At 44.6% G+C, this 13,047-nt stretch carries 11 protein-coding genes; 2 read left to right on the top strand and 9 right to left on the bottom strand.

What is annotated here, in order from left to right; translation table 11 throughout:
* Positions 1 to 285 precede the first annotated feature (285 nt).
* Complete coding sequence (locus AC27HD_RS12120) at positions 286 to 729, top strand: Hsp20 family protein (protein ID WP_487106141.1); 444 nt, start codon at positions 286 to 288, stop codon at positions 727 to 729.
* A 325-nt stretch (positions 730 to 1,054) separates the two neighbouring features.
* On the opposite strand, the gene AC27HD_RS12115 is transcribed toward AC27HD_RS12120, so the two are convergent.
* The 6 genes from AC27HD_RS12115 to dapB all read right to left on the bottom strand — a co-directional run bounded on the left by AC27HD_RS12115 (position 1,055) and on the right by dapB (position 8,497).
* Positions 1,055 to 1,471: a DUF3224 domain-containing protein gene (locus AC27HD_RS12115; protein ID WP_487106139.1), complete on the bottom strand. Its 417-nt coding sequence runs from the start codon at positions 1,469 to 1,471 to the stop codon at positions 1,055 to 1,057.
* A gap of 163 nt (positions 1,472 to 1,634) precedes the next feature.
* Positions 1,635 to 2,174, bottom strand: coding sequence for an NUDIX domain-containing protein (locus AC27HD_RS12110; protein ID WP_487106137.1), 540 nt, complete (start codon positions 2,172 to 2,174; stop codon positions 1,635 to 1,637).
* Between the two features lie 112 nt (positions 2,175 to 2,286).
* Positions 2,287 to 2,763, bottom strand: a complete 477-nt coding sequence (greA, locus tag AC27HD_RS12105) for a transcription elongation factor GreA (protein ID WP_032097015.1) — start codon at positions 2,761 to 2,763, stop codon at positions 2,287 to 2,289.
* A 116-nt stretch (positions 2,764 to 2,879) separates the two neighbouring features.
* Complete coding sequence (carB, locus tag AC27HD_RS12100) at positions 2,880 to 6,101, bottom strand: carbamoyl-phosphate synthase large subunit (RefSeq protein WP_032097014.1); 3,222 nt, start codon at positions 6,099 to 6,101, stop codon at positions 2,880 to 2,882.
* A gap of 12 nt (positions 6,102 to 6,113) precedes the next feature.
* Positions 6,114 to 7,244: a glutamine-hydrolyzing carbamoyl-phosphate synthase small subunit gene (gene carA, locus AC27HD_RS12095; RefSeq protein WP_349377326.1), complete on the bottom strand. Its 1,131-nt coding sequence runs from the start codon at positions 7,242 to 7,244 to the stop codon at positions 6,114 to 6,116.
* 449 nt (positions 7,245 to 7,693) lie between these two features.
* Positions 7,694 to 8,497: a 4-hydroxy-tetrahydrodipicolinate reductase gene (gene dapB / locus AC27HD_RS12090; protein ID WP_487106134.1), complete on the bottom strand. Its 804-nt coding sequence runs from the start codon at positions 8,495 to 8,497 to the stop codon at positions 7,694 to 7,696.
* 288 nt (positions 8,498 to 8,785) lie between these two features.
* Here dapB and AC27HD_RS12085 point away from each other — a divergent pair, with 288 nt between their 5' ends.
* Complete coding sequence (locus AC27HD_RS12085) at positions 8,786 to 9,496, top strand: cytochrome b/b6 domain-containing protein (RefSeq protein ID WP_487106132.1); 711 nt, start codon at positions 8,786 to 8,788, stop codon at positions 9,494 to 9,496.
* Positions 9,497 to 9,658: 162 nt separating this feature from the next.
* Here AC27HD_RS12085 and AC27HD_RS12080 read toward each other — a convergent pair whose 3' ends face one another.
* The 3 genes from AC27HD_RS12080 to AC27HD_RS12070 all read right to left on the bottom strand — a co-directional run bounded on the left by AC27HD_RS12080 (position 9,659) and on the right by AC27HD_RS12070 (position 13,018).
* Positions 9,659 to 11,560, bottom strand: coding sequence for a propionyl-CoA synthetase (locus AC27HD_RS12080; RefSeq protein WP_487106377.1), 1,902 nt, complete (start codon positions 11,558 to 11,560; stop codon positions 9,659 to 9,661).
* Positions 11,561 to 11,727: 167 nt separating this feature from the next.
* On the bottom strand, positions 11,728 to 12,225 hold the full coding sequence (locus tag AC27HD_RS12075) for a c-type cytochrome (RefSeq protein WP_487106130.1): 498 nt from the start codon (positions 12,223 to 12,225) through the stop codon (positions 11,728 to 11,730).
* A 394-nt stretch (positions 12,226 to 12,619) separates the two neighbouring features.
* A complete protein-coding gene (locus AC27HD_RS12070) occupies positions 12,620 to 13,018 on the bottom strand; it encodes a DUF3718 domain-containing protein (protein WP_032097008.1) in 399 nt (132 codons plus the stop codon).
* Positions 13,019 to 13,047: the final 29 nt, after the last annotated feature.

Here is a 13,047-nt window from a genome sequence, read left to right as displayed (position 1 = left end):
AATTTTTAGAGCATCAGAGCCACGAAGGACAGTGGTGCTGATAGGAAGCACACTTATTAAAATTATTTAATCAGAATATAGTCACTTGAATTAAAAACCGCCAGAGAAAAGTATGAGACTTTCAAAATCTAAAAATATTTTTGAAAAAATGTTATTTTTTTCTTGAAAAGCATTTGGCTAATCCCATATCTGTTATGTCGGCGCTGAAAGGTCAGGTCGACAATACTGCCGCCGCATGTCGGGGCATCATTTTTTAACATATTGCTTTATTTTAAGGATATGACTATGCGTAATATCGATCTATCTCCACTATACCGTTCATTCATTGGTTCAGACCACCTTGCATCACTTGTAGACGCCGCAGCGCGCTCTGAAAAGCAAAGTACTTACCCGCCTTACAACATTGAGTTGCTAAGCGACGACAAGTACCGCGTTACTATGGCCATCGCTGGTTTTAGTAAAGACGATGTGTCTATTCAAGTTGAGGAAAACACGCTCACCATTACCGGCAACAAAAAAGCCGACAGTAATGAAAACAGCGAGCGAAAGTATCTTCACAAAGGTATTTCTGAACGCAACTTTGAACGAAAATTCCAATTAGGTGACCATGTAAAAGTGTTGGCTGCTGATATGGAAAATGGCCTTTTACATATCGATATGGAGCGAGTCATTCCTGATGCGAAGAAACCACGAACGATTGAAATTGGTTCGAATCTTTTAGAGAACTAGTCTTTAAATATTGTGTGTTTCCCTGTTTTAAACGGCGCTGTGTGGGCGCCGTTTTTTTATGCGTAATAAAAAAGCAGAGAAAATAGAGAGAAAAATAGAGAGACTACGGTTGAGGTTGCAGTCTGCTTCGCTTACGCAGACTGTATGGGTTTGCCGGTCGTAGGAAGTTGTGCGCCATAAGCGATGTTTTTCACGCAGATGTATTATGTAAGCGCTATGGCTTTATTTATCCTTGAGTAGCACGGTAAACGCAGTGCTCAAGAAAGACCCTTTTCAGGAAGTGTCTCATCAATAAATGCGTTACTCAGTAAGGGCAGTAAGTGCTTCACTCTGTAAATGAATAGTTCGCTTTACCAGACTCAGCGGAAGTGAACTGCCCAGTAAGATTCACGCCGGAAAGCTCTCCAGTCGCAGTCCCCGCTACAACGGTGAACGCACTACGCGCAACGCCGTCTTCAAACGAACCATCGTGTTTAAACGTAACGGTGCCTCGTCGCCCGTCAATCACACCGATAAACTCTTCAAAGCCAACAAAACATGCACTAATACCACTTTTGTAGCTCATGATGAACTCAACGTGACCTTCTCCCTTCATATCACCTTCGTAGGCTTGAACAACGCTGGCGTGCACAGTTTTCACCTGTTCGCACTTCTCTTTTATTACCTCTTCATTCCATTGTGTGATGGTAAATATGCCTTCGCCGTTCATGATTGACTCGCTTAATAATTCGCTTTCAGCCATATTATTAAAAATAGTTAATAAAAAGCAATACTGAATTTGTTACCAAGAGTAACCGGAGGATTTTATTTACTTTTTACCTCACTACTGTATCTACGAGAATACTGTACCTACGAGAAACAACCCGTAAGCGTGTTCCCCACTGACCTGATACCCATAAATGGTATTAAATAAAGCCTTTTAATGTAGCCAAGCCGAATGCATTACAGCTAGAGGCGTCTTGAATTTCGCCCGCTATGATTTTGTTTTTAAACTCTTCAACAGGCATTTTGAGTACCTTAAGATCTTCTTCCTCGCAGTCGAGCTCTTGCTCTCCCTGACTCAACTCAGAGGCGACAAAGATGTGGTAGCCTTGATTGCAGAAACCATAGGCAAGGTATTGAAAACCGACATATTCCATTTTGCCTGCTCTAAGGCCTGTTTCTTCTTTTAACTCGCCAGCAGCAAGTGAAAGCGGTGATGCATCGGGGTTGTCTTCCCATGCTCCTTGAGGAAATTCTATTTGTCTTTTACCAATGGAGTATCGATACTGTTCCACCAAGTAAACATCACCCTTATCAATGGGAATAATAATCGCAAAGTCAGGCTTTTCTACCACCCCGTAAATGCCCTCTTTACCACTGGAGCGTAGAATTTTATCTTCTCTTAATGTGAGCCATTTGTTCTGGTATACCACTTTGCTGTCTAGCGTTTCTATATCTTTCATAAAGCTCCCTACATAAGCATGGAATAAGAAGTGACTGGCAAAAACAAAAACGCCGAGCTTCAGCTCGGCGTTTTACATTATTTTGTATTATATGGACAACGCTAAGCTGGCGCTAAATATATTCTACTTCGATAATTTCAACTTCAACACTGCCAGCAGGCGTTTGAATGGTTACTGTATCATCTAACTCTTTACCAATTAGCCCGCGAGCAATTGGTGAATTTACTGAGATAAGGTTATTTTTGATATCAGCTTCATCGTCGCCAACAATGCGATATGTCGTTTCTTCTTCGCTGTCTACATTAAGGATAGTTACAGTGGTACCAAAAATAACTTTGCCCGTATTTTCCATTTTAGTAACGTCGATAATTTGCGCGTTCGACAGCTTACCTTCAATGTCTTGAATACGCCCTTCGCAAAAACTCTGTTGCTCTCGAGCAGCATGATATTCAGCGTTTTCTTTCAAATCGCCGTGTTCACGCGCATCTGCGATGTCCGCGATAATACGAGGACGTGTCTTGGTTTTAAGTTCGTTTAGCTCATCGCGCAGCATTTGGGCGCCATGCGCGGTCATTGGGTACTGACTCATAAATACAGTCTCGACTAACGTAATATTTAAACTGAAAAATGCGCCCTAAGGGCGCACTTTTATATATTCACACAAATGTAATAAAGCTAGGATACCTCGTATCCTAGCTCATGTCATTAGTGATTGATTCGAGCGTGTAGTTCTTGAACAGAGGCTACTTTGTTTCTATCGTCTGCAGATTTTGCTCTGATAGTCGCAAAGGCAGCGTTCATTGTCGTGGTATAGGTTACCTTATTAAGTAACGCTTCACGGCGAATGTACACTGAATCTGTGATTGCCTGACGACCTTCTGTTGTATTGATTAAATAGGCATACTCACCGTTTTTAATCGCATCAACAATGTTAGGGCGACCTTCAGACAACTTATTCACTACTGAACTCATAATGCCTGCATCGTACAGCGTTGTCGCCGTACCGCGGGTAGCTTCAACAGTAAATCCTGCGTCAACCAGGGCTCTTGCAAGCTCAATGATTTTGCCTTTGTCAGTGTCACGAACAGAAATAAGTGCCTTACCGCTTTTCGGCAGTGGCGCACCAGCACCTAAGTTCGCTTTGGCATACGCCTCTTCAAACGTATCGCCAACACCCATAACCTCACCCGTAGAGCGCATTTCTGGGCCTAACAGTGGATCAACACCTTGGAACTTCGCGAATGGCAGAACCACTTCTTTCACAGAGTAAAACGGTGGAATAATTTCTTTAGTAACACCTTGTTCAGCTAAGCTAACGCCAGCCATGGCGCGTGCTGCCACTTTTGCTAACTGAACGCCGGTTGCCTTAGAGACAAAAGGAACCGTACGTGCAGCACGTGGGTTAACTTCGATAAGATAAACTTCACCGTCTTTAATCGCAAACTGGGTATTCATTAAACCGATTACGCCAAGCTCAAGGGCCATTGCACGAACCTGTTCACGCATGGTGTCTTGAATTTGTGCTGACAGTGAGTGCGGTGGCAATGAACATGCAGAGTCACCAGAGTGAACACCCGCCTGCTCGATATGCTCCATAATACCGCCGATAACAACCTCTTTGCCGTCGCAGATGGCATCGATATCTACTTCAATGGCATCATCAAGGAATCGGTCTAGCAATACTGGGGCGTCGTTCGATACTTTAACCGCTTCATTTAGATAGCGCTTGAGATCTTTGATGTCGTAAACAATTTCCATTGCACGACCACCAAGAACATAAGACGGTCTAACGACTAACGGAAAGCCAATTTCTTCGGCCATCGCTAGTGCTTGTTCTACATTGGTAACCGTAGAGTTAGCAGGCTGCTTAAGATTCAGCTTGTTAACCATCTGCTGGAAACGCTCGCGGTCTTCCGCGCGGTCAATCGCATCAGGTGAGGTACCCATAATTGGTACGCCCGCAGCTTCAAGGGCCCGTGCAAGCTTAAGGGGCGTTTGCCCACCGTACTGAACGATGACGCCTTTTGGCTTCTCTTTTTCAACAATTTCAAGCACATCTTCAAGGGTGACAGGCTCGAAATACAAGCGGTCAGAAGTGTCATAATCGGTAGAAACCGTTTCTGGGTTACAGTTAACCATAATGGTTTCGTAACCATCTTCACGCATCGATAAAGCCGCGTGAACACAACAGTAATCAAACTCAATACCTTGACCAATACGGTTCGGTCCGCCGCCAATAACCATAATTTTGTCACGGTCTGTTGGGTTGGCTTCACACTCTTCATCATAGGTTGAATACATGTAGGCAGTGCTGGTAGAAAATTCAGCAGCACAGGTATCAACACGCTTATACACCGGCGCAATACCGAACTCTCTGCGTGTTTCACGCACGTCGCTTTCAGCTACTTTGGTAAGTTCTGCAAGACGAGAATCTGAGAAACCTTTACGCTTAAGTGTGCGCATAAGGTCTGTGTCTATGCCAGGCAATCCAAGTTCAGCAATCTGAGCTTCGTGTTTAATCAAGTCTTCTAGCTGCACCAAATACCAACGATCGATATTGGTTAAATCGAACACTTCATCAACGCTCATGCCCATGCGGAACGCGTCGCCAATGTACCAAATGCGCTCAGCACCGGGTTGACGCAATTCGTATATCACTTTGTTACGTGATTCAGAATCGTCTAAATCCACCATGGAGTTCAGGCCGTTAGCACCCACTTCTAAACCACGCAATGCTTTTTGCAATGACTCTTGCTGGTTACGTCCAATGGCCATGACTTCACCAACAGACTTCATCTGGGTAGTTAAACGGTCATTTGCACCGGCGAACTTTTCGAAGTTAAAGCGTGGAATTTTAGTCACAACGTAATCGATAGACGGTTCGAAAGACGCCGGCGTTAAACCACCAGTGATGTCATTCGCTAACTCATCAAGGGTATAACCTACCGCAAGCTTGGCAGCTACTTTAGCAATAGGGAAACCTGTCGCTTTAGACGCCAACGCAGAAGAGCGGGATACGCGAGGGTTCATTTCGATGATAACCAAGCGCCCTGTTTCAGGGTCAACACCAAACTGAACGTTTGAACCGCCGGTCTCAACACCAATTTCACGAAGTACCGCCATGGCAGCATTTCGCATAATTTGGAATTCTTTGTCGGTCAGAGTTTGTGCTGGCGCTACAGTAATCGAGTCGCCAGTGTGAACACCCATGGGGTCGAAATTTTCAATGGTACATACAATAATGCAGTTGTCTGCTTTATCTCGAACCACCTCCATCTCGTATTCTTTCCACCCTAGCAACGACTCGTCAATAAGCAGTTCGTTTGTAGGTGAAAGATCGAGGCCTCGGGTACAAATTTCGTTGAATTCGTCAATGTTGTAAGCGATACCGCCACCGGTTCCGCCCATAGTAAACGAGGGACGGATAATACATGGGAAGCCAATGCGGCTAAGCACGTCATGGGCTTCATCCATGGTGTGAGCAATTTCAGCACGTGGACATTCAAGCCCAATGTTCTTCATTGCTTTGTCGAAACGCTCGCGGTTTTCAGCTTTATCGATAGCATCAGCAGTCGCACCAATAAGCTCGCAACCAAACTCTTCAAGCACACCGTGCTTGTCTAACTCGAGTGCGCAGTTAAGTGCCGTTTGCCCACCCATAGTAGGAAGGATGGCATCTGGACGCTCTTTCTCAATTATTTTGCGTACTACTTCCCAGTGAATTGGCTCGATGTAAGTGGCATCTGCCATTTCGGGGTCGGTCATTATCGTCGCTGGGTTAGAGTTAACCAGAATGACGCGGTAACCTTCTTCACGCAGCGCTTTACACGCTTGAGCGCCTGAATAATCAAATTCACAGGCCTGGCCGATAACAATAGGGCCAGCACCTATAATAAGAATACTTTTTATGTCGGTACGTTTTGGCATGTTGGCTAATTCCTACTGCTTGTGTTGTTCAATAAGTTCAATGAAGTGGTCGAATAATGGCGCCGCTTCGTGAGGGCCTGGGCTTGCTTCAGGGTGACCCTGAAAACTAAACGCTGGCTTGTCGGTGCGGTGAATACCCTGCAACGACTTATCGAACAATGAAACGTGGGTGATTTCTAGGTTATCTGGCAAGCTAGATTCATCAACAGCAAAACCGTGGTTTTGGCTGGTGATCATAACCACGTTACGCTTTAGATCTTTAACCGGGTGATTCGCACCATGGTGACCAAATTTCATTTTGGCGGTAGTCGCGCCGCTGGCAAGCGCCAATAACTGGTGCCCTAAGCAAATGCCAAACACTGGAATACCCGTTTCAACAATGGTTTTGATTGCTGAAATAGCGTAATCACATGGCTCTGGATCGCCTGGTCCGTTTGATAGGAATACCCCATCTGGACTCATAGCAAGCACGTCGTCAGCAGGTGTTTGTGCCGGTACCAAAGTGATTTTGCAACCGCGGTCAGCAAGCATACGAAGGATGTTGTGTTTAACACCGTAGTCGTACGCTACCACATGATATTTGCTTTCACTTGGTGTTACGTAGCCTTTACCAAGCTCCCAGCTTCCTTCTGTCCATGTTTTCGGTTCGGTAATACTCACTACCTTTGCCAAATCCATGCCTTTAAGACCCGGGAATGCTTTGGCTTGCTCTAACGCACTAGACTCGTCTAATTCATCAGTACAAATGATACAACCATTTTGCGCGCCTTTATCTCGAAGAATTCGAGTTAAACGACGGGTATCAATATCTGCTATACCAACAATGCCTTTCGCTTTGAGGTATTCAGATAGAGTTTGTTGTTGACGATAGTTACTGGCAACGAGCGGCAAGTCGCGAATAATAAGACCTTTTGACCAGATTTTATCTGCTTCAACGTCTTCAGAATTAGTGCCGGTGTTACCAATGTGTGGATAGGTAAGGGTAATGATTTGTTCAGCGTAAGATGGGTCGGTAAGAATTTCTTGATAGCCTGTCATGGAAGTGTTGAAAACAACTTCCCCAACGGAACAGCCAGCGGCACCAATAGCAGTACCTTTAAAAACAGAACCGTCCTCTAACACCAAAAGGGCAGAATGAGCCAAGTCAACCTCCAGATTAAGGATAACTATGTGTTTGTGCAGTTTTTTGCACAAACCCCACAAAAAACGGAAGGTAATGAAAACAATACATCCCGTTTCACGATCTTTGCAGCTAATAAATACGTGCTCTACAGCCGATTTACTCGCTAAGAATTCGAAATTCTGGCAAATTCCGGCGAGTATACATTACTCACCGAAAATGTCTAATTTATTTGTAATAATTTATTAAAATAGCCCTTAACATCGTTTTTTTGCGCAGAACCACTGAAAGTACGGCTTAGTGTTTAAATAACGCTCGCACCGCTCATTCAACGCTCAACTCATGCCCTAGCCGTCGCTGTTCAAGTAGTCCGCGTTCAAGCCCAAACTGAATTAGCGCGGTACTCGTTATATTGCTTTTTTATCGTAGGCAGAAGATAAGCAACAGCTCCATAGCTATTGAAAGCTTCAAATTAAAGCTTTAAATTTAAAACATCAGTCATGGAGTATAGTCCAGGTTTTTGACCGCACAACCACTTTGCAGCATGAACAGCACCTTTAGCAAACGTAAGTCGACTCGATGCTTTATGCGTAATTTCTAAACGCTCGCCAATATCAGCGAAAAGCGCAGTGTGCTCACCTACAATATCACCGGCTCTGACCGTAGCAAAACCGATGGTGCCTTGGTCTCTTTCAGGCTCTTTGCCCTCACGTCCATAAACTGCGCAGGTACTTAAGTCTCTTCCAAGTTCCTCTGCAATGGCCTCACCAATCGCCATAGCTGTGCCTGATGGCGCGTCTTGTTTAAATCTATGGTGGGCTTCCGTTATTTCAATGTCTGCCGTTTCACCTAACACGCTAGCCGCTTGCTTTACTAGCGACAGCATTAAATTTACGCCAACACTGTAATTAGCAGCAAATACGATAGGGATATGCTTTGCTGCTTCGTCTAGCGCTGCCAACTGCGCTTTGTTAAGCCCTGTAGTACCAATCACTACTGGCGTATTGTTCTCAACGCACCAATTTAAATTGGTCTCGATGATAGATGGCAATGTAAAGTCGATCATGACATCGGCATCTTCTTCTGATAACGATGAAAATCCTGAACAATCTACCGACTTTTTACCAATGCCTGCCAACTCGCCTACATTCATACCCACCCAAGGTGAGTCATCTCTCACTGTAGCGACACTTAGGTCTGCATTTTCACTTAGGTCGAGGGCTTCAATTAACACCCTACCCATGCGCCCATTCGCGCCAAATAGTCCTACTTTCATGTTTAATCTTTTAAATAATTCTAAACTTGTTCACATTCTGCCAAATGCATTCACTAATGCAATGCGATTGTTAGATTAATTGAGGTGATATCATCATTTACAGTATATATAGAAGATCACATGAACTTACATAGAGGGCGACATAGAAGGCTACATAACAGGTCATAATTTTTATCACCTTCGCCCACAGTGTTATTTTTATCAGTTCGAACTCGAATTTTGAGTGCAGAGTCGATACGATAAAGAAAAACGCCCTCTTATCTACTCAAACATAAAAGAACACCTCTTATGAAAAAAAGGCTTATCTGGGATTTGCCCACTCGACTGTTTCACTGGCTATTGATGCTGAGTATTTTGGCTCAATACGTGACCGCTGAGTTACTTGACGATGCCCTGCAGTGGCATTTCTATATTGGTTATTTTACGTTGGGGCTGATTATATTCAGGCTACTTTGGGGTATGTTTGGCCCAAGGTACGCCAAATTTAGTCAATTCGTAAAAGGCCCTGGGGCTGTGTTTGCGTACGTAAAGACTCTCTTTGATAGAGACAGCTTGCCATCCGTTGGACACAATCCACTAGGCGGCTGGTTTGTGGTGGTTATGATAGCACTTGTGCTAGTGCAAGCCGTTTCAGGACTGTTTATGACTGACGATATCTTTCTGGATGGACCTTTGCGAAGCATGGCGAAAGACGATGTCTTATCAATCATGAATACACTGCACCATCTATCATTCGATACACTGGTGTATGTAATTGTGCTGCACATTGGCGCTAGTGTATTTTACGGTTTCTATAAAAGACAAAAGCTTGTGCCGCCAATGATAAGCGGTAAAAAGCCTCTGCCTGAAGACGAAGCGCAATACTACGGCGAAGCTCAGGGCATAACACACTCTCAGTTAGGCAAGGCCATTATTATTGCCCTTGTCGCTGCTGCGTGTGTGTATGTTGTGGTTGAAGTTTTACCACCTTCAGCCCCTGCCGCCCAGTATTATTACTAGCATATTTTTAGTGCTAGCCCGTAATTATTACTTAAGCGTGTAGTTCAACAAGAGCGCTAGCATCCGGATGAAAATGGATAGGCTAGCGGCGCTTTTAAAAGATACGCTAGCGGCGCTCTCTAGAAGAGGCGCTAGCGTTAGGTTTGAATACAAAGTAACTACCTATACCTCGGCTGCTTCTACAAGCCCTTTATCGCGCATTAACGTGGCAATTTCAGCAACGCTGCTCGGATCGTCTATAGTTGAGGGAACTGACACGGGTTCGTCAGCAGCTATTTGTCGCAATAATTTGCGCAGAATTTTACCTGACCTAGTTTTCGGCAGACGCTTAACAACAATGGCGCGTTTAAAACAGGCAACGGGACCAATGCTGCTCCTTACCGAAGCAACCAGTTCTTTTTCTAAGTCTGCCTCATTAATATCAACGCCGTCTTTTAACAAAACTAAACCTACAGGGAGTTGACCTTTTAGTGCGTCGTTGACCCCGATAACGCTGCATTCAGCTACTGCAGGGTGTGCAGCAAGCACTTCTTCCATTTCTCCTGTAGAAAGCCTATGGCCTGCTACATTGATAACATCGTCGGTGCGCCCCATGATAAACACGTAACCGTCTTCATCGATATAGCCGTTGTCACCCGTGCTGTAGTAGCCCTCAAACTCTCTTAGATAACCATTCACTAACCGAGAGTGGTCTTGCCAAATCGTAGACAAACACCCTGGAGGCAGCGGCAGTTGAATGGCAATAGAGCCTTTTTGTCCGGGTGCCGATTCACTATCAATACCATTGAGTACTTTTACGTTGAAGCCTGGAGTGGGCACACTTGAGGAACCAGGCTTAGTCTGCATTGGTTCTATTCCCATTGGGTTTGAGCAAATGGGCCATCCCGTTTCAGTTTGCCACCAATGATCCACTACCGGCTTATTGGTTTTCTCTAGCGTCCAATAATACGTAGGAGGGTCTAAACGCTCTCCGGCCATAAATATCGTTCGCAGACTGGAAAGGTCATACTGCTTGATAAACTCGCCTTCTGGATCTTCTTTTCGAATAGCTCTAAAAGCAGTAGGTGCGCCAAATAAAATATTGATTTTATGCCGCTCTACCATACTCCAAAATGCCCCTGCATCGGGCGTGCCTACAGGTTTACCCTCATACATTACCGAGGTAGCACCTTTTATCAGTGGTCCATAAACGATATAAGAATGCCCAACTACCCAGCCTACATCGGAAGCCGCCCAAAACACATCGTTTTCATCAATACCGTAAAGTGCTCCCATAGAATAATAAAGGGCTACGGCGTGACCACCATTGTCTCGTACTACACCTTTGGGTTTGCCGGTCGTGCCAGACGTATAAAGAATGTAGAGAGGATCTGTTGCGTCTACCTTAACGGCAGGGACGGGCGAACACGTTTCCATTAAAGAATGCCAATCATAATCGAAGGTAGAATCGAGTTCGGCGTGCAGCTGTGGCCGTTGAAAAACCACGCATCCATTAGGCTTGTGCGAGGCAAGCTCAATGGCACTGTCTACCAACGGTTTATAAGGGAGCAGCTTTGCTCCCTCAATGCCGCAAGACGCAGTAACAATAAACGAAGGAGTAGCGTCATCTATGCGTACCGCTAATTCATTTGCTGCAAATCCACCGAAGACCACAGAATGAATAGCACCTAAGCGAGCACAGGCAAGCATGGCGATAGTGGCTTGTGGGATCATGGGCATATAAATTATTACTCGCTCTCCCTTAGAGACCCCAAGGTCTTGAAGCGCGCCGGCAAAGGTAGCCACTTCCTGTAGCAATTCACTGTAGCTATAGGTTCGCGTGGTATTGGTAACCGGAGAGTCGTAGATAAGGGCGGCTTTGTCTCCCCTCCCCGCATTGACATGGTGATCAAGCGCAAGATAACTGGTATTGAGCTGCCCGCCTTTGAACCACGTTTGATAACCGTTTGCTGAGCCAGATAGTGCTGTTTCAGGCGCTTTAAACCATTCTATGTCGCGAGCTTTTTCTAACCAAAAGCGTTCAGGAGAGGTTGTTGAGGCTGTATATTCTTCTTTGTAGTTCATAACCAAATCCGTTGTAGAGTTCATTGTTACACTACTTCAGTATAGTCGTGAATGCTTATAAGACTTCAGGCTTACATAAGTTAAGCTTTTGTTTAATAGTCAAAAAAAAGCCGGCAGCACCGCTACCAGCTTTTCAAAAAAACGAGTTCGCTTTTGATAAAAATAGCTTAGTCTTTTTTGTAGTCATCGTGACATGACTTACAGCTTGCACCAATTTTCCCAATGGCATCTCGGTAAGCACTCTTATCGCCAGCTTTAACGGCAGTTTGTAAGCCCTGAGCGGCAGTGTTAAGCGCAGCAATTTTTGTTTCAACATCTGAGAAATTTTCCCAAATAGCATCTTTTGCGCCAGTGTCTACGTTGTATTCTCGAGTATCTACCGACAAGTAGTCGCCCATCATGGTAGCAAGTTGCTCTAATCGCACAGCGTTAGTTTGCATTACAGACTCATCAAACGGTAATGCGCCTTTTGCCATGCCACCTAGTGGTCCCATATTGCTTTTCACTAGTTGAAAAATTGACTGGCGATATTGTGTTGCCGCTTTTGCATGCTTTGCCGACATTGCAGGCTTTACTTCTGCGGCTAATGCGTTACTAGAAAACGCAACACTTGAAAATGCCATGCAAGCTGTGGCTGCGATTACTACTTTATTTATATGTTTCATGCCTGTTCCCTTTTTTTAACACTATGAGATTTGCTTTCTATACACTGCGGTATCAGTGGTGATTTTTATAAGGCCTGTTGCCCCGCTGTTTCGAGCGCGCTTTTCATCGTGACGAAGAGCCGTTCAAAGCGCAAGTGATAATTGATAAAAATCAGGCGAAACAATCTAGGAACATGCCAAGCGCATGTTAGGGGCACAAAAAGTACACCCGCAAAATTGAGAGTTAGGAAACACAAGAAATTACAGCAGTGAAGAGTTAGAAAAATGATGGCAAGTAAAAAAAAGGCAAGGCCCCATTAAAGGGGCCTCTAGTGCGGCGCAATGCCGCTACCATGTTGAAATGGTAATCACACCGCTTGAAAGCGTGGTGTGATAAATTCAGTATGGTTGAAGATTAAATTCTTCCGTTAAGCTCAGCAGAAATGGGTGAGTCTTGTAAACCTTGCTCAGCAATCCACGCTTGAAGTGTTTTGCCGTCTGCTTCTGGCGCTTGAAGGTCTTTACTTGGCATTTTCTTAACAAGTAACGTACCTACTTCAACCGCATTGCTGGTTACTGCTGTACGGATAAGGCTTTGTCCGTCACATGAAACACCTGCGTAATAATCGCGAAGTTTCAAACGGTAATCTGACTGTACGCTACGCATTTTCTTACGAAGCTCACCTTTGTCATCAGCCTGTACGATGGTACAGATATTAGCTAGTGCATCATTGATGCCGTCTGCTTGTGCTGCGTTAGAGAAAGCAAGAGTAGAAGCTGCGATAACGATAGAGGTTTTAACTATTTTCAACATGGTTAAAGTTCCTGATTTAATTAATAAAG

It is taken from the genome of Alteromonas sp. 4NS20-0143 (genome assembly GCF_057542855.1).
This window is presented reverse-complemented; position numbering and strand designations above follow the sequence as displayed.